The sequence below is a fragment of the Kribbella sp. NPDC023855 genome (assembly GCF_040639475.1).
Classification (GTDB): domain Bacteria; phylum Actinomycetota; class Actinomycetes; order Propionibacteriales; family Kribbellaceae; genus Kribbella.
The window spans coordinates 293,014-309,918 of sequence record NZ_JBFAAA010000005.1 but is presented as its reverse complement, the minus strand read 5'-3'; the positions used below and the strand labels follow the sequence as shown (position 1 = coordinate 309,918).

The following is a 16,905-nucleotide window of genomic DNA, read 5'->3' as shown; positions in this document are numbered from 1 at the left end:
GACAGGATGAGCGACATGAGTTCGCCCTCGGCCATCGACAAGACGCTGATGGTGCTCGACGCCGTCCTCGAGCACTCCCGTTTCACCGACGTGGTGACGGCCACCGGCCTGGCCAAATCGACCGTGCACCGGATCATGGCGTCCCTGGTCGAGCACGAGTTCGTCGCGCAGGCCGAGGACGGTTCGTACCACCCGGGCCCGAAGGCGCTGCGGCTCGCAGGTCACGCCCTCACCAACGTGGATCTGGCGACGGTGGCCCGGCCGGTTCTGGCTGACCTGGTCGCCCAGACTCGCTGCACGGTCCATGTCGGCCTGCTCAACGGCGACGAGGCGATCTACGTCGCGCGTCTCGACGGACCGAAGCCGTACCGGATGCCTTCGCGCGTGGGCAAGGCCTTCTGGCTGCACTGCACGGGGATCGGCAAAGCGTTGCTGGCCGAGAAGGACGATGAAGAGCTTGACGCGCTCGTTACTCGCACCGGCCTGCCGGCCCGCACTCCCCTGACCCACACGACCGCAGCGGCTTTGAAGGCCGACCTCGCCCAGGTCCGCGCCCGCGGGTACGCGCTGGACGACGAGGAGAACGAACCCGGTATCCGCTGCGTCGCCGCCGTCATCCACGACCACACCGGCAGCGCGATCGGAGCGGTCAGCATCTCGACCTTGTCCCTGGAGCAGTCCATCGCCCAGGTCGCCCTGATGGCCCCCGCCGCCATCGAAGCAGCCCGCAAAATCTCCGCCGCCCTCGGCTATCTGGAGCCCTCGCAGTAGCCCTTGCTGTTCAGGCTCTTGCGGTTCAGGCTCTTGCTGTTCAGGCTCTTGCTGCGATGCGCTGGGCTGCTTCGCGGAGTTCGTCCACCAGGTCGACGCCGGACTCGAGCATCCCGCGCATCTTGGCGGAGTCCTGGCCGGCGAACATCTCGGCGACGGTGACCTCGTGGTCCGGCCGGCTGAGAATCTCGATCGGATCGCCGGCGCCGATCGTGCCCGTCTTCAGCACCTTGAGATAGGCGCCCGGCCGGCCGCCCTGGTGGAACTGCTTGACCCACCCCTTGAGCTGCATCCGGTCCTGGAACGTGACGCACGGAATCCGCGGCGCCCGAACCATCACCTCGACCTCGCCACCGATCCGCCACACCTCACCGATCAAGGCGTTGTTGACGTCGAGCCCCTCGGTCCGGAGATTCTCACCGAAGAGCCCACTCGGGATGGCGAGGTCGAGTTGCTCACTCCACCAATGGGCGTCCTCCTCGGCGTACGCGTAGACCGCCTGATCCGGCCCGCCATGGTTCTTGGTGTCACAGACCCGATCCCCAACAAGCCCAAGCTCCCCCACCGCGACCCGCCCACTCTGCGGCCGCTTGTCGATCGCCGTCAGCCCGGTGTCCTTAGGCCCCGGGATCAGTTCCTCCACCACATTCACCGTCAGCAGCCGCATACCGCCCATCCTCTCCCGGGCGATGACCGGCGGCCACCGAGTTTCCATCGTTGGGAAGCGCGGCCGCGGACAGCGAAGGAGCGGTCAGACCGGCAGCTCCCGGCGCCCCGAGCCAGAACCCCGCCAACGCCGTAGCCAACCCGACGCCACCAGCAACAGCGGCACCACCCACCGCGCCACCGACCGGAGCACCGGCCTGCATCGACGTCCGCAGCATGGCAAAGACGTGGCCGCGGAGGGCTGGTGGGACAAGCCTCATGCGGAGTGTTTGGGCCCAGATTGTCATCGGCGCACTGAAGACTCCGACCAAGGCGAGGCAGACGCAAGCGCCGACGAGTGAAGGCCGGAACAGGAGCCCGCAGGCAGCCAAGCCGGTGGCGAGCTGGGTGGCGGCGATGAACCGGCCGAGGCTACGCCGTACGGGCAGGATGCCTGCCAGGGCAGCGCCGGCGAGTTCGCCTGCTGCGAGCGCCGCACTCATCGCGCCGTACGCGGCTGCCCCTGAATCCAGCACGGTGACCGCGTAGACGGGGATAAGAACCGTTAGTACTCCGAGGCCGATGTTGCAGGCGGCAAACATCAGGGTCGTGGTCCGGATCGGGCCGCAGCGCAGGATGAAGCGGACTGCTCCGGCCACGCTGATCCCAGCAGTGTCGGCCGGCCCCGCGGTCCGCCGCTTCATCAGCTTGAGGCAGACCGCGAAGATCAGGAAGCTGGCCGCGTCAACCGCCAACACGTCGCCCGGCGCGACGACCGCCAGCGCGGCTCCGGCGAGCGCAGGGCCGGCCACCGAGCCGACGCCGTACGACAGCATTTCCAACGCGTTGGCCGCGTTGAGCTGCTCGCTGCCGACAAGTTCCGGGATCAGCGTGGGGACGCCGGCCAGCGGGATCATCTTCGCCAGCCCGTACGTCGCCGCGACGGCGTACGGCAGCCAGTGCGGTACCCCGCCGGTCAGCTCGGCGATCGGCACGGACGCGACCACGGCGGCCCGGACCACGCTGTCCACGAGCAGCGTCCGGACCACGCCGTACCGGGCGAGGATCCGGCCGGTCAGCAGTCCGCCGATGACGACGGGCGCACCGAAGGCGAACACCAGCCAGCCGACACCGGACGGCCCGGACCGGGTGAGGACCAGCCAGGTCAGCGCGACCAGCGTCATCGAGTCGCCGAGCGTCGACACCGTCGAACCGACCCAGAGCAGGCGGTACTCGCGGTGCCTCAGCGCCGCGAGGTATCCCCCGGTCACCGGCGGTCCTCGAGAGCTATTCTCGACAAGTGGAGTCGACGCCGATCGGGATGCTCAGGCCGCTGGCCCGGACCCGGATGTGCGAGGTCACTGCGTTTCAGCACCACCACGGTCGGGTGCATCGCGACCCCGCGGTGGAGCAGACCGGCGCGCCGGAGCTGATCCTCACCACCCGCGGCGAGTGGCAGATCGGGACGTCCGCTTCGAGCGGAGGCGTGACTGTCGACTGCCTGGTCGCACTCGACGGCGAGCAGGAGCTCCAGATCAGGCACGAGGACGCCGAGCCGCGCGACGCCCAGGTAATGATCACGCTGCGACCGACGATGGTCGGCGCTCTGACCGAGTTCCATCAGCGCGACGGCAGGCTGTTCGACCTGTCCCACTGTGGGATGAACGCGCGGATCGACTCCACTCGCCGGCTGTTGCTGGACGAGCTCGCCCACGACCGGCCCGGGCGGGACCTCGCCATCGACAGCTACGTGTCCGCACTCGCGGTCGAGGCGATCAGGGCCAAGCGCGCCGATGTTCCGATCCACGGCGGCCGGCTCCGGGAAGCGCGCGACTACCTCGAGACGCATCTGGCCGACGACATCGACCTCGCCGTACTGGCCGGTCACGCCCATCTGAGTCCAGGTCATTTCGCCCGACTGTTCCGGGCGCAGTACGGGTTGTCGCCGCGGGACTACCTGCTCCGGGCGCGGATGCGCCGGGCCGCGGAGCTGATCGACGCCGGCGCCGACCTGCAGGCCGCGGCGGCCCAGGTGGGAATACATTCGCCCTCACATTTCCGGGCCGGATTCCGCCGGTACCTCGGAATGGCACCGAGCCAGTGGCAGGCCCGGCAGCGACGCTAGAACCCAGCCGCACCAAACGGTTGCCGCGAGCCCCGATCTGCCGGAACACCGGCGGAAGCTGCCGATCGAGCGGCGGTCAGTCCTGGATGGCTTTGACGATGGCTATGTTTCGGGTCAGCCAGTCTTGGGGGAGGGTGTTGTCGGTATCGGTGGTCTGGAGGGTCCAGAGGACGTTGAGCATCTGGCGGACGATGACCCAGTCGCGGGTGCGGTCCTCGTCGAGGTTGGCGGTGTCGACGGCGGTGTAGAAGCGTTGCCGGACTCGGAAGCGGAGGTCGCCGGACGCCACCACCTCGTCCCAGCGGTTCCACAGCAATGGGGCCACCTCGTAGGCCGGATCGCCGGACAGTGGCTTCGGGTCGATGACCAGCCACGGCTCCCGCTCCCCCGCCAGCATGTTGAAGTAGTGCAGGTCGGTGTGGATCAGCTTGCCGTCGCAATCCGGGTCCGCGATGAAGTCGGAGGCCAGCGAGATCGCCTGTTCGACGTACCGGTGAGGCACCGGGGCCGAGGCAGGTAGTTGCCGGAAGCCCTCGATCCAGCGCTTCAGCTCGCCGGACAGCGTCCGGTACTGCGGCCCCGCGGCGACATGCAGCCGTTTGTAGCTGGCGGCAACAATCTCGCAGGCCTCGAGGTCGTCGACCGTGGTCAGATCCCGCGGCTGCAAACGCTCCAGCAGCAAGGCGAACCGGCGCGGATCGGCCCGCAGCAACTTGACCGCGCCGTTGCCGTCCCAGGCCCGCAACGCGAGATGCTCGGTCTCAGCCTCCCAGTGCGGGAACTGCACCTTCAGCACACCCGGCGTACCGTCCTTGGCCAGCACGGGCACCACCAACGCACAGTTCCCGTACGCCGGTACGCCGTCCTCGCGCAACTCCCACTCGGCCAGCAACTCAGCCGTCAGCCGAGGCAGCCGGTCCAGCCACGCGACCCACTCAGGACCGCGTGACCCGACGTCGAGGAACTTCGCAGGGATCTCGACCGGCACTACTACTACTTCTTGGTCTTGTCGCCCGGGGACTCACTGGTCTTCAGGGCAGCGATGAAGGCTTCCTGGGGGACCTCGACCCGGCCCACCATCTTCATCCGCTTCTTGCCCTCCTTCTGCTTCTCCAGCAGCTTGCGCTTCCGGGTGATGTCACCGCCGTAGCACTTGGCCAGCACGTCCTTGCGGATCGCCCGGATCGACTCGCGGGCGATGATCCGGGACCCGATCGCGGCCTGGATCGGTACCTCGAACTGCTGCCGCGGGATGAGCTCCTTGAGCTTGCCGGCCAGCGCGACGCCGTACGAGTAGGCGTTGTCGCGGTGCACGATCGCCGAGAACGCGTCCACCGTCTCGCCCTGCAGCAGGATGTCGACCTTGACCAGCGCGGCGGCCTGCTCGCCGGTCGGTTCGTAGTCCAGTGACGCGTAGCCCTTGGTCTTCGACTTCAGCTGGTCGAAGAAGTCGAAGACGATCTCGGCCAGCGGCAGCGTGTAGCGCAGCTCGACCCGGTCCTCGGACAGGTACTCCATCCCCTGCAGGTTGCCCCGCTTGGTCTGGCACAGGTCCATGATGACGCCGATGAAGTCCTTCGGGCTGAGGATCGTCGCCCGCACCACCGGCTCGAAGATCTCGTCGATCTTGCCCTCGGGGAACTCGCTCGGGTTGGTGACGACATGCTCCTTGCCGTCCTCCATCTGGACCCGGTAGACCACGTTCGGCGCGGTCGAGATCAGGTCGAGGTCGAACTCCCGCTCGAGCCGCTCACGGACGATCTCCATGTGCAGCAGGCCCAGGAAGCCGCAGCGGAACCCGAAGCCGAGCGCGCCCGAGCTCTCCGGCTCGTACTGCAGGGCGGCGTCGTTGAGCTGCAGCCGCTCCAGCGCGTCGCGCAGCGTCGGGTAGTCGTCGCCGTCGATGGGGAACAGCCCGGAGTACACCATCGGCTGCGGATGCTTGTAGCCGCCGAGTGCTTCGGTCGCGCCGCGGATCGCCGAGGTGACGGTGTCACCGACCCGGGACTGGCGGACGTCCTTCACCCCGGTGATCAGGTAGCCGACCTCGCCGACACCGATACTCGGCGACTTCATCGGCTCCGGTGAGATGACCCCGACCTCGAGCATCTCGTGCACCGCGCCGGTCGACATCATCTTGATCTTGTCCCGGTGGGTCAGTTCACCGTCGACCACCCGTACGTAGGTGACCACGCCGCGGTAGGTGTCGTAGACCGAGTCGAAGATCAGCGCCCGCGGCGGAGCGTCCTTGACCCCCTTGGGCGGCTCGACCTGGGCGACGATCTCGCTGAGCAGCTCCTCGACGCCTTCGCCGGTCTTCGCCGAGACCCGCAGTACGTCGGACTCCTTGCAGCCGATGATGTGCGCCAGCTCGGCGGCGTACTTCTCCGGCATCGCGCCGGGCAGGTCGATCTTGTTCAGCACCGGGATGATGTGCAGGTCCGCGTTCAGCGCGAGGTACAGGTTGGCCAGCGTCTGCGCCTCGATGCCCTGCGCCGCGTCGACCAGCAGCACCGCGCCCTCACACGCCTCCAGCGACCGGGACACCTCGTAGGTGAAGTCCACGTGGCCGGGGGTGTCGATCATGTTCAGGATGTACGTCGTACCGTCCGGGGCGAGCAGTCCACCGGGGGTGTCCGGCTTCGGCGCGAACGGCAGCCGGACGGCCTGCGACTTGATCGTGATCCCGCGCTCGCGCTCGATGTCCATCCGGTCCAGGTACTGCGCCCGCATCGCGCGGCCGTCGACCACTCCGGTGATCTGCAGCATCCGGTCGGCCAGCGTCGACTTGCCGTGGTCGATGTGGGCGATGATGCAGAAGTTCCGGATCAGCGACGGGTCGGTACGACCGGGCTGCGGAACGGACGTGGGGCCAGCGGGCACGGAAGATTCCAGTTCGTCTCGGGTGGTCGATCCAAGCGCGCGGCAGGGTCCGCGGCAGTCCACCAATCATCCCATGCCGCCCCACCGGTTTTCGACCGGCACTTCGTCACCGTGGGTAACCTTTGATCTCGATCCGTGACCGGCGGCCCGCTCGTCAGCTCGGCGTGCAACAAATGCCCTGAGCCGGTGTCTCTCTACTGTGAGCGACATGATGCTGAGCGGGGGCGGCCGGACCGGGGTGCCGCCCGCGCCGGAGCTGGACCGGGAGGCGGCGATCACCCGGTTGTACCGGGAGAAGTGGGCCGGCATGGTCCGGCTGTCCTTGCTGATGCTCGGCGACCGGCCGTCGGCCGAGGACGCCGTCCAGGAGGCCTTCGCCGCGATGTACCGGCGCTGGGACAAGATCAAGGACGGCACCCGGGTCGAGGCCTACCTGCGCTCCGCGGTGCTGAACACCAGCCGGTCCGTCCTCCGGCGCCGCAAGCTCGCTCTGCTGCACCGGAGCCAGCCCGAGCCGGCGGTCTGGTCCGCGGAGAGCGCGGCCATGATCGGCGAGGACCGCCGGGAGGTGCTCGCGGCACTCGCGACGCTGCCGGCCCGGCGGCGCGAAGTACTGGTGATGCGGTTCTATCTGCATCTGTCCGATGCGGACATCGCGCAGACACTCGGCATCAGCGAGGTCTCCGTCCGGTCGACCGCGTCCCGTGCGTTGAAGAGTCTGGGCCACAAGCTGAAGGAGGACCGATGACGAAGCATCTCGAAGAGCGGTTGTCAGAGGCCCTCGACGCCGCTGCCGGGACCGTGCCGGACAACGCGGTCCCACCGGACCTGTTCCCCGCGAAGCCGGCCACCCAGCGGCGGTGGACGCCGGTCCTGGCGATCGGACTCGCGATGGGAGCGGTGGTGGTCGCCGTGGCCATCCCGATCGCGATCTCCCGGAACCGGTCGGCGCCACCACCGGCCGCGAGCGTTTGCCCGGAGCCGCCGGCCGTCGAGGCGCTGAACTACGAGCAGCGGAACTCCGCAGGTTCGCAGTACGGCGAGCTGAACAAGTTGCCGTTCGGCCCGCCGCCGAAGGTGCCGTTCGTGATGGCGAAGAACGGGCCGGTGACCGTCAGCTATCTGGAGGACCTCGGCGTCCGGGTCGCGCTGCCGGACCGGCGGCTGATCACCAGCATCGGCCGGGTCGGCTGTGGCTGGGTGGTGTCCCGGAGTACCGGCATCGAAGGCGAGCTGCCGGAGATCGGCGTCCTGGAGAGGGACGGAAAGTTCCGCTCGTTCGGGCGGATGACCGACGAGGGCGCCTCGTTGTCGCCGGATGGCAGCCGGCTGGCGTACGTCGCCCCGGTGGCGGGCGGCAAAGCCTCGGTCGTCACCGTTTCCGTTGCCTCCGGCAAGCGATTGGCGGCGACTCCGGCGTCCACGAGCACCGAGGTGGCGGGCTGGAACAGCCATGGCGTGTGGTTCGTGTCGGACGGGGCGAAGTCCGTAACCAAGGTGTGGGAGCCGGGCTCGGCGCCGGTGACCGTGGATGCCGGCAAGCACCGGCTGACGGCGTACCGGGGAACGGACCGGATGCTGCTGACCGACCCGGAGCCGGTCTTCACCAAAGATGGCACCGACTCGTGCGTGCTGGTCGTCACGCTCGACACCGCGAACAAGCTGCAGACCGTGGTGAAGAAATGCGGCGGCGCGGGCGCCACCTTGTCACCTGACGGTCGCCTGCTGGTCGCCGAGGCAGGCACCACCGCCCAGGGCTATCTGGTCGACACGGGGGCCAAGACCAGCCTCAACGTCCTGGCCACGATCGTCACGCCCGACTACGACGCGATCTGGGAGGATCCGGAGCACGTTCTCAGCGCCGCCTCCCTGGGCTCCTCCGACCGCGTGTTCACCACCCGCTGCAACGTCCTGACCGGCGCCTGCGAGCGAATCCAGGACGGCCCGGAATCGGCCGCCGTCGTCGGCCCCGATCTCGGCCATCCCTAAATCGGAGGCTTTACGGCCGCCCGGGTCTTACCCTCGGTAGGCATGGCACACGCAAGCGGAGTCCGCCTGCCGTACGAGGAATCCCCGGCGGCCGTCCGGGCCTGGGTGGACCGCGCGCTGGGCTCGTCGGTCGTCTCCGCGGCGACCCAGCAGGGCGGCTTCTCCCCCGGCGTCGCTGCCCGACTGGTGACCACCACAGGCCGCCGAGCCTTCCTCAAAGCCGTCGGCCCGTCGCTGAACCTCGACACGCCCACCCTGTTCCGCAACGAGATCGCTGCCATGCAAGGGCTTGCAGCCCACTCGTTGCCGCACACACCTTTCCTGTACGACGTGTACGACGACGGCGACTGGGTCGGCCTGCTGATGGAGGACATCGACGGCTACCTCCCACCCCACCCCTGGCGCCCGCAGGACGCGAACCGGGTGCTCGACGCACTCGAGGAGCTGACCGCTGCGTTGCAGCCATCCCCGTGGCTGGAGGCGCCGGTTTCCGCGGTACGCAGCGAGGCGTTCCTGAGCCGGTGGGACCTGGTGATCGCCGACGGGCTCGACGTACCGGAGTGGATGGCTGGGCGCGAGCAGGAGTTCGCAGTACTCGCCAGGACTGGGCTGGATGCCTTGGCCGACGGCAACGGGTTGGCGCACTGGGATCTGCGGGCGGACAACATCCTGATGACCGAGGAACGGGTTGTCTTCGTCGACTGGGCTCACGCGTCCACTGCAGCGTCCTGGGCCGACACAGTCATCCTGTACGGCGACATGCAGGGCTCGGTGGACCTCCCGGCGCTACCTGACGATGTCGGCATCACCGGCTTCATCGCAGGTATCGCGGGAGGCCTGTGGTGGGGCAGCCACCAGCAGTCGCCTGCGGGGCTGCCCACCATTCGGGCTTGGCAGCGTGAGTCGGCTCTTCAGTACCTTGACTTGCTGCGTGCGCGACTCAGCTGTTGATACGGCGATCTGTTGATACGGCTCAGCTGTTGATGCGGATGATGGTCGAGCCGGAGCCGTCGGCACCGTCCGTGAAGGCGAGGCGGCCCAGGTAGCGGCTGCCTGCGGTCAGGCCGGTCCAGCTGGCTGTCACTGATGCCTGGGCGGCCGTGGTGACCGGCTGGGAGGCCGGGGTAGCCGTCAGGTTCCCTGCGGGCTCGTTGAGCTCCCAGTGGTTGAGCTTCACGAGCTGCTCGTCCGCGCCGGCGAACAGGTCGACGTACACGTCGTACGAGCCGCCTGCGGGTGCAGGGAGGTTGACCTCTTCTTCGGCTGTCCCGCCCGTGCTGCTGCCGAGCACAGTCGACGTACCGGCCTTGTAGACGAAGACGTCGAGGTCGGTGCCCGCCGGGTAGTCAGCGTCGAAGGTGGAGAACCTCGCATGCTTGGTACCGGCCGGGACCGTCACCGTGTACTTCGCCACGTGGCTGTTGGCCGCCGGGTTGGTGGTCGGGAAGGAGACGCCACCCGGGTTCGTCAGAGTCGCCTCGGCGACGGTGGCAGCGGTCAGCCCGCTCACAGAGGTCTGCAGCGTGCCGGTGTAGCCAGCAGTGAACGGGACCTCGACCGAACCGCTGGTGCCCGTGCCAGTGACCTGGACCGGCGCCTTGAGCGTCAGCGGCCGGACGGCCAGCGTGCTGCTGACCACGTGCCGGCTGGAGGTCCAGTTGAGCTTGCCGAACGAGTACTGCTCCAGCGGAGCCCCGTTGTGCTTGAAGCTCACCGTGTACGACGCGGTGCGCCCGGGCAGGACCACCAGGAGCTTCGGCGAGACCGTGACCTGAAACCCGGTCATGCCCTCGACCGTCGGGCGGTAGATCTCGGGGAGCAGACCAACGTTGCGCACGGTCCGCTTGACCGTCTGCTGGCCGGCCAGGTCGCCGATCGCGATGGTCGGGTAGTTCAGGTCGCTCGGGTCGATCTTGCCCTTGGCGCACAGCTCGTGCGTCTGCCCGACCTGACCCGTTCCACACACGAACTTCGCCCAGTCGTCGTACGACGAGTCGTAGACCAGTCCGGGGTCCATCGCCTTCTTCGGCTGCATCATGCCGGCGCCGTACCCGAACGGGTTGCCGGCCGAGCCGGAGTCGTTCTTGATCGGGTCGCCGTTGGTGTCGAGCGAGTTGCCGGTGGTCAGCAGCGCCGACTTGATCGCCATCGGCGACCAGCTCGGGTACCGACTCTTGAGCACCGCGGCCGCGCCGGCGATGTGCGGCGACGCCATCGACGTACCGCTGAGGAAGGCGTACTCACCACCCGCGGCGCTGAAGGCGCTGGTGGCGGCCAGCACGTTGGTGCCCGGCGCCATGATGTCGGGCTTGAGCAGGTCACCGTTGCCGGCCGGGGACGGGCCGCGGCTCGACGTACTGGCGACCTTCGGCGCGTTCACCCGGACGGTCTTGGCAGCGGCGATCTGGGCGGTCGGGTTGGCGGTGCCGGAGACGTAGGCCTTGATCTCCGGGTTGGCCACGTGGTCGAGGTGCACCGAGGGGACGGAGTGCAGGTCGGAGTCGAGCGTGCTCGCGGTCGGGTTGACCAGGATCATGCCGATACCGCCGGCGTTCTTCACCTGCAGGCTCTTGTCCACCCGGGCGCTCACGCCGCGGTCACAGACGACGATCTTGCCGGTCACCTTGGCCGGGTCGAGCGTGCCGGGCATGCAGAGCACCAGGTTGGTGGGGTTGGCGCCCGCCAGACCGGCGTCCTTGGCCAGGATCACCGGCGCGCTCGGCGTACCGGCGCCGATGCCCGCACCCGTGTACGACTTGCCGTTGCCCAGGGTGACAGTGGTCTGCACATCGCGGTCATGGGTGCCGTTGGCAACCGTCGTCACCCACGGGTAGGTCTTGCCGACGGTGCCGACGCCCGGACCCGTGTTGCCTGCGCTGGTCGCGACGAAGACGCCGGCCTTGGCCGCACGGAGGAAGGCGAGCCCGGTGGCGTTCACGTAGGTCGAACCGGAACCGGAGATCGAGTAGTTGATCACGTCGACGCCGTCAGCGACCGCGGCGTCGATGCCCGCGACGATGTCCGCGTCCGTACCGCTGCCGCCGCCGGCCGCGTCGACGGTCCAGAGCACCTTGTAGATGGCCAGCCGGGCGTGCGGGGCGATGCCCGAGCCCTTGCCGTAGTCCCGGCCGAGGACGCTCATGTCGACGCCGTAGTTGCCGGCCGCAGTACTGGCCGTGTGGGTGCCGTGGCCGCCGTAGTCACGAGGCGACCGGAACTCGGCCGGGATCGGGCGGTCGCCGATGCCTGCGTCGAAGTACCGGGCTCCGATGACCTTGTTGTTGCAGGTGACCGGGGCCTCCGTGCCGGCCTGGCAGGTGCCCTTCCACTTCTTGGCGACCAGGGCGTCCGACTGCTTGGTCGTCTTGATCGGCGCGAAGCTCGGGCGCTCGGGGACGAAGCCGGTGTCGATGACGCCGACGATCACGCCGTCGCCGGCCTTGTCGATTCCGCCGGCCTGCTGCCAGGCGCCGCCTCGGCCCGACAGGCCGAGGTACCGGGGCGTGTCGACCGTGTCCTGGTGCTGCAGCTCGCTCGCCTCCACGCTCTTCACGCCGGAGGTCTTGGCCAGCTTGACGGCCTCGTCGTGCGACATGCGCGCGGAGAAACCGGCGTACGTGAAGTTGTAGTCGTACAGCTTCTTCGCGGCCGGCACCTGGCGGAGGATCTCGCTGCGCTCGCGGGCAAGATGCCGCACGTACGACGTGACCTGGGCGGCACCGGTCAGCAGCTTGCCGCCGGGAAGCGCCCGAGTCGCGGGCAGGCCGGCGATGTCGCCGTCGTACTCGGCTACCGGGGAGTCGTCGAGCTGGACGATGTACGCGCCGGTCGGGGACTCCTTGACCGGGACGCTGCTCGTCTCACTGGTGGCAGCCGGGCTGGTGTCCGGAGAGGTGAGGACTGCGGTGGCTTGGGCGCCGGTGGCGATCACCAGAGCGGCGGCAGAAGCCGAGGCCACCAAGAGCAGGCGGGTACGACGACGGGCGGGTGCGGGCACGGGCGGGCCTCCAGGCAGGGTGGAACTGATTCACTGGTGACGGCCGCAGACACCACCCCCGCGGCAACTGGCGTCACTGAGGGGGCTGAGTATGCCGTTCACTCGCAGTGATGTCACGCTCCCTCTGGCCCGTGTCACCAGAATCGCCGTCGTTCCGAGGAGGACACTGAATGCCGGATTTCAGCGAGTCGATCACGATCGCCGCGTCACCGGCAGAGGTCTACGAGCAGGTGAGTGCGCTCTCACGGATGGCGGAGTGGAGTCCGGAGTGCAGCCGGGTGAGCTGGCGGACGGCGGACGGGCCCCGGGTCGGCGCGCGGTTCATCGGGCACAACCGGGCGGGGGCGATCCGGTGGTTCACGCAGGGCGAGGTGGTCGAGGCGGTGCCGGGGTCGCGCTTCTCCTTCCGGATCGACTTCGGACCGGTGCCGATCGCGCTGTGGACCTATGAGTTCGCTGCGGTCTCTGGAGGCTGCACTGTTACCGAGTCCTGGACGGATCGGCGGCCGGCGGCGCTGCGGACCGCGTTCGGCTGGATCTTCGGCGACCGGGCCGAACGGAACCGCCACGGCATCCACACCACCCTCACCAGACTGAAAGCCAGCCTGGAACCAGCCGCCTGAGCGATGGCTCGGTTTGGTGGTGGCGGTGGCTTCTTGCTAATCTGTCTCTTCGCGCGTGTGCGTTGGTACTCACCCGTGCACGCACCACCCTTTCCTGTACTGATCCCAAACACTGATCGAGGCTCTGCATCCGTGGCGAACATCAAGTCCCAGATCAAGCGCAACCGCCAGAACGAGGCTGCGCGGCTTCGCAACAAGTCGGTGAAGTCGACGCTCAAGACGGCTGTTCGCCGGTTCCGCGAGGCTGCTGACAACGGCGACACCGCGAAGGCGCAGGAGCAGGCCCGCGTTGCTGCCCGCCTGCTCGACAAGGCCGCCAGCAAGGGCGTCATCCACGCCAACCAGGCAGCGAACCGGAAGTCGTCCATCTTCAAGAAGGCCGCTTCCCTCTGACAGCGCGCTGACGATCGGCCCCTCCGGAACCCGGAACGCGGCCGATCGTTTTTGCGTGCCCGCACGCGCGCGATCGGCGTACGGAATCAGCTCTCGAACGCGCACAGTGCCCGCAGCCGTTGTGGCCGCGGGCACTGTCAGGTCAACGACTAGCTGCGGACCTGCTTTTTCGTCTTCGGGTCCTTCGCCGTGTCGTCGGCCAGCTTCTGCGCCCGCTTCTGGAACTCGTCGGCGCTCAACCGGCCCGCCGCCAGTTCGGCGTACACGGCGCGCATCGGCTTGTCCATCGTCGCGTACCAAGCCGGCCAGTACTGCGTCCAGTTGTTCTCCCCGCCCGACTTCAGCAGGGCACTCGACGACTCGGCGCCCGGGCTCAGCTTGAGCCCCTCGCCCGCACCCTTCACGACTGTCGGTGAGCCGGTCAGCTCGGTGAACTTGCCGGCGCCCTCCTTCGACAGCATCAGCCGCAGGTACTCCATCCCGCCCGCCTTGTTCTTCGCCTTCGCCGGGACGATGAAGTTCTCGCCCGCGTTGATGCCGGTGCAGTCGACCGGCAACTTGGCGCCGTCGAGGAGCGGCGTGAACGTCGCGGTGGTGAGGAAGTCCGGCGGCGCGACCGGCTTCTGCTCGTTCTCCAGCCAGGAACCACTGGGGATGAAGGCCGCCTGACCCTTGTTCCAGGCGGTCTGCGACTGGACGTGGTCGAGGCCGTCGGTCCCGTTCATGATGAAGCCCTTGCCCCGGAGTTCGAGCAGCGCCTCGGCGGCGAGCTTGATCGACGGATGCATCCAGGCGTTCGGCTCGAGCGAGTCGATCTTCTTGATGACGTCGTGGCCGCCGTGCTTCACGGCCATGTCCATCACGACCTGGCCGATGTAGTTGCCGTGCTTGCCCTGGTACGCCAGCGGCGCGATCCCGGCCTTCTTGATTTCCCCGCACAACGCGATGAACTCCGCCCAGGTCTTGGCCGGCTTCCAGCCGTGCTGGTCGAAGAGTTTCTTGTTGTACCAGATTGCATAGACGGTGAGCACGTACTCGAGCACGAGCGGCTTGCCGTCGAGCACGGCCGCCTTCAGCGCGATCGGCTCGAGCGTGTCGCGCACCTTGACGTCCGGGTTGTCGACCGAGGGCGCGTCGAACAACTCGGTCAAGTCGGCCAGTTGGCCGGTGCTGGCCAGCGTCGACATCGGCAGCAGCGACGCACCGGAGTTGTCGATCACGTCCGGCGGCGTACCGCCGTTGAACCGCGGCTGCAACTGCGGCGTGATGTCGGTGATGCCCTTGTGCTTGACCTCCGCCTTGGCGAACTTCTTCTTGTAGAGCGACTCGTGAAACTTCGCGTAGTCGTCGCCGTACCCGCCCTTGAAGATCACGACATCCAGCGCGTCGCCCTCCTGAACCCCGAACGGGTTGGACGACGTCTTCTCCGCCCCACCCCCGCCGCTACCGCCGTCCCCGTCATCCCCACCACTGGCACACCCCGCCAGCAACGCACTCCCCCCACTGGCCAGCAAGGTCCCCACCGCCGCCCGCTGCAAAAACAACCGCCGCGACAGGCTATTGGGAGTCGTCATCAATCCCACCCTCCGACAAGTTCTTACCTAAGCAATCTGCTGGAAAGAATTTTTCCTACCACCCACCCGAAGTCAAGGTTAAAAACCGCCTCCAGCGCCGGAGTGATCCGTCCGCGCCCCGCGAGCTGCGCCCCACGCGACCCAGCCGCACCCGCGCCACGCTTCCGGATCGCGTCGCACGCTCCAGCCGTGGCCTGCGCCCGACCCCTCGCGCTCGCACAGTCGCCCCGGCCCGGACGATCCGGCGGAGCCCCTGCATCCGACTCGCGCAACCCAACCGCCCCCACGCCCCACTCGCGCTCGGGCGATCCAGCCGTGCTCTGCACCTCGCACCCTTGCGCCCGCACAATCGCCCTGCGCCGCACGATCCAGCCGGCCCTGCGCCCCACGCCTCTGCACCCCGGCCCGCATGATCCGGCTGCCCGCTCCGCGGATGCTGGTGGCACCGAGGCTGTGGCTCGATGGTTAGCGGCGTACGGGCTCTTCGGGGAGGGCTGGGGACAGCGGCGGCCGCGGGAGCGGGCTCGGTAGCGAGGGCTGTGGTTAGCGGCGGCCGTGGGAGCGGCTGACGGTTATGACCATGCGTTCGAGGGCGTAGCCGGCGTCGCCGGAGGCGCCTTTTACGTCGGCGTCGGCCTGGGCGACCGCCTTGATCGCGGTGGCGAGCCCACCGGGCGTCCAGCCTCGCGCCTGCTGCTTGAGCGTCTTCAACTTCCACGGCGGTACGCCGACCTCGCGCGCCAGATCCGCCTCGCGCAACCCACTCGGAGCACTCGTGTACTTCGCCAGCCCTCGCAGGCCACCCGCCATCGCGCTCGTCACGAGCACTGCGGCGACACCACAGTCGAGCGCCCAGCGCAGTTGCTCGAGCGCCGGCTCGGTCCGCCCGTTGATCGCCGCGTCCGCGACCGCGAAACTCGTCACCTCGGCGCGACCACCGAAGTACTGGCCGATCAGTTCCGGATCCACCGGCTGACCACCCGAGTCCGAAACAAGCTGCGAACACGCTCCAGCCAAAGCCCGTAGATCGTGGCCAACGGCATCCACCAGCGCGGTAGCCGCCCGCTCGTCGATGCTCCCGCCGAGCAACCTGATCTCGCCAAGCACGAACTGCGGCAGCTCCCACGTCTTCGGCGCAGTCGCAACCACCTCGTTGACCGACGCCTTGCGCAACTTGTCGAGAACCGCCTTGCCCTTCTGCCCACCGGAGTGGACCAGCACGACAAGCACATCCTCCGACGGCGCCGCGGCGTACTCGAGCAGGTGCGGGACCATCTCGGCCGGCAGGTTCTCCAAGGTCCGGAGCACCATCACCCGCTCCGCCGCGAACAGCGACGGCCCGGTGAGTTCGGCGAACACCCCGACATCGAGGTCGGCGCCACCGAGCTCGGTCACCTCAACCTCGACACCACCCTTCGACACGGCAGCAATCGCGGAACGAACAGCCCGGTCAGCAAGAAACGCTTCCGGACCGGTGACGAGCAGCACGTCACCCAACTTGGGCGCAGAATTCCTTCGAGCAGCCATAACCCCGCCAGCATCCCACGCCCGTCCGACAATCTCGTCACCCACCAGCCAAGACGCCGCCTGCACCCCCCGAGCCTCCGGCAGAAGGCGCACCCCTCGTCACCGGCCCAGGTCTGGTTGACGCCACAGAGATGCCGCTTCGCTCCCACTTCGTTTGGCGACCTCCGGTCCGAGCACAACAAGAGCGGAATTCACGCGAGGGCGGTCTACCACAAGGATGGCCGGGCAGCCGGTTCCCGACCGAGCTGAGCCGGGCCAAGCCGTCCGGCATCCCCTTCAACCCCAACGACTGAGCCATCCCCGCGCGGCGGCGGGATGGTTCCGCCACCGCGCGCGGTTGTTCGGCTGAGCGCTTCGGGAGGGTCGGAGCTCCAAGGC

Annotated in this window: 14 protein-coding genes; 7 read left to right on the top strand and 7 right to left on the bottom strand. The window is 68.3% G+C overall.

All coding sequences use genetic code 11. From position 1 onward, the window contains the following. Positions 1-6: 6 nt before the first annotated feature. Positions 7-771, top strand: coding sequence for an IclR family transcriptional regulator (locus tag AB0F51_RS20485; protein ID WP_360282099.1), 765 nt, complete (start codon positions 7-9; stop codon positions 769-771). 40 nt (positions 772-811) lie between these two features. Here AB0F51_RS20485 and AB0F51_RS20480 read toward each other — a convergent pair whose 3' ends face one another. Further along, positions 812-1,438 carry an MOSC domain-containing protein gene (locus tag AB0F51_RS20480; RefSeq protein ID WP_360282097.1) on the bottom strand — a complete coding sequence of 209 codons (627 nt, stop codon included), beginning with the start codon at positions 1,436-1,438 and terminating at the stop codon, positions 812-814. Then, a complete protein-coding gene (locus AB0F51_RS20475; protein WP_360282095.1) occupies positions 1,389-2,687 on the bottom strand; it encodes an MFS transporter in 1,299 nt (432 codons plus the stop codon). The genes AB0F51_RS20480 and AB0F51_RS20475 overlap by 50 nt, the downstream gene beginning before the upstream one ends. Before the next feature lie 29 nt (positions 2,688-2,716). On the opposite strand from AB0F51_RS20475, the gene AB0F51_RS20470 reads away from it, so the two are divergent. Then, the gene (locus AB0F51_RS20470) at positions 2,717-3,541 is read left to right on the top strand and encodes an AraC family transcriptional regulator (RefSeq protein WP_360282093.1); all 825 of its coding nucleotides are present in this window, start codon (positions 2,717-2,719) and stop codon (positions 3,539-3,541) included. A gap of 76 nt (positions 3,542-3,617) precedes the next feature. Here AB0F51_RS20470 and AB0F51_RS20465 read toward each other — a convergent pair whose 3' ends face one another. Beyond that, positions 3,618-4,529: an aminoglycoside phosphotransferase family protein gene (locus AB0F51_RS20465; protein ID WP_360282091.1), complete on the bottom strand. Its 912-nt coding sequence runs from the start codon at positions 4,527-4,529 to the stop codon at positions 3,618-3,620. A 5-nt stretch (positions 4,530-4,534) separates the two neighbouring features. Continuing rightward, on the bottom strand, positions 4,535-6,424 hold the full coding sequence (gene lepA / locus AB0F51_RS20460; protein WP_360282089.1) for a translation elongation factor 4: 1,890 nt from the start codon (positions 6,422-6,424) through the stop codon (positions 4,535-4,537). A gap of 208 nt (positions 6,425-6,632) precedes the next feature. Between lepA and AB0F51_RS20455 the strand changes: the two genes are divergently transcribed. Genes AB0F51_RS20455 through AB0F51_RS20445 form a run of 3 tightly spaced genes read left to right on the top strand, consistent with a single transcriptional unit; the run spans position 6,633 to position 9,364 of the window. Beyond that, positions 6,633-7,172: a SigE family RNA polymerase sigma factor gene (locus AB0F51_RS20455; protein ID WP_360282087.1), complete on the top strand. Its 540-nt coding sequence runs from the start codon at positions 6,633-6,635 to the stop codon at positions 7,170-7,172. Next, positions 7,169-8,413, top strand: a complete 1,245-nt coding sequence (locus AB0F51_RS20450) for a hypothetical protein (RefSeq protein WP_360282085.1) — start codon at positions 7,169-7,171, stop codon at positions 8,411-8,413. Before AB0F51_RS20455 ends, AB0F51_RS20450 begins: the two co-directional genes overlap by 4 nt. A gap of 42 nt (positions 8,414-8,455) precedes the next feature. After that, a complete protein-coding gene (locus AB0F51_RS20445; RefSeq protein ID WP_360282083.1) occupies positions 8,456-9,364 on the top strand; it encodes a hypothetical protein in 909 nt (302 codons plus the stop codon). Positions 9,365-9,386: 22 nt separating this feature from the next. Here AB0F51_RS20445 and AB0F51_RS20440 read toward each other — a convergent pair whose 3' ends face one another. Beyond that, positions 9,387-12,410 (bottom strand): S8 family serine peptidase, encoded by a 3,024-nt coding sequence (locus AB0F51_RS20440; RefSeq protein WP_360282081.1) that lies wholly within the window; start codon positions 12,408-12,410, stop codon positions 9,387-9,389. A gap of 170 nt (positions 12,411-12,580) precedes the next feature. Here AB0F51_RS20440 and AB0F51_RS20435 point away from each other — a divergent pair, with 170 nt between their 5' ends. Both AB0F51_RS20435 and rpsT read left to right on the top strand, forming a co-directional pair. Next, positions 12,581-13,033 (top strand): SRPBCC family protein, encoded by a 453-nt coding sequence (locus AB0F51_RS20435; RefSeq protein ID WP_360282079.1) that lies wholly within the window; start codon positions 12,581-12,583, stop codon positions 13,031-13,033. A gap of 132 nt (positions 13,034-13,165) precedes the next feature. Then, the gene (gene rpsT / locus AB0F51_RS20430) at positions 13,166-13,426 is read left to right on the top strand and encodes a 30S ribosomal protein S20 (RefSeq protein ID WP_360282077.1); all 261 of its coding nucleotides are present in this window, start codon (positions 13,166-13,168) and stop codon (positions 13,424-13,426) included. A 149-nt stretch (positions 13,427-13,575) separates the two neighbouring features. Here rpsT and ngcE read toward each other — a convergent pair whose 3' ends face one another. Both ngcE and holA read right to left on the bottom strand, forming a co-directional pair. Then, the gene (ngcE, locus tag AB0F51_RS20425) at positions 13,576-15,000 is read right to left on the bottom strand and encodes an N-acetylglucosamine/diacetylchitobiose ABC transporter substrate-binding protein (RefSeq protein ID WP_360282075.1); all 1,425 of its coding nucleotides are present in this window, start codon (positions 14,998-15,000) and stop codon (positions 13,576-13,578) included. 543 nt (positions 15,001-15,543) lie between these two features. Beyond that, positions 15,544-16,488 carry a DNA polymerase III subunit delta gene (gene holA / locus AB0F51_RS20420; protein ID WP_360282073.1) on the bottom strand — a complete coding sequence of 315 codons (945 nt, stop codon included), beginning with the start codon at positions 16,486-16,488 and terminating at the stop codon, positions 15,544-15,546. Between the last annotated feature and the right edge of the window lie 417 nt (positions 16,489-16,905).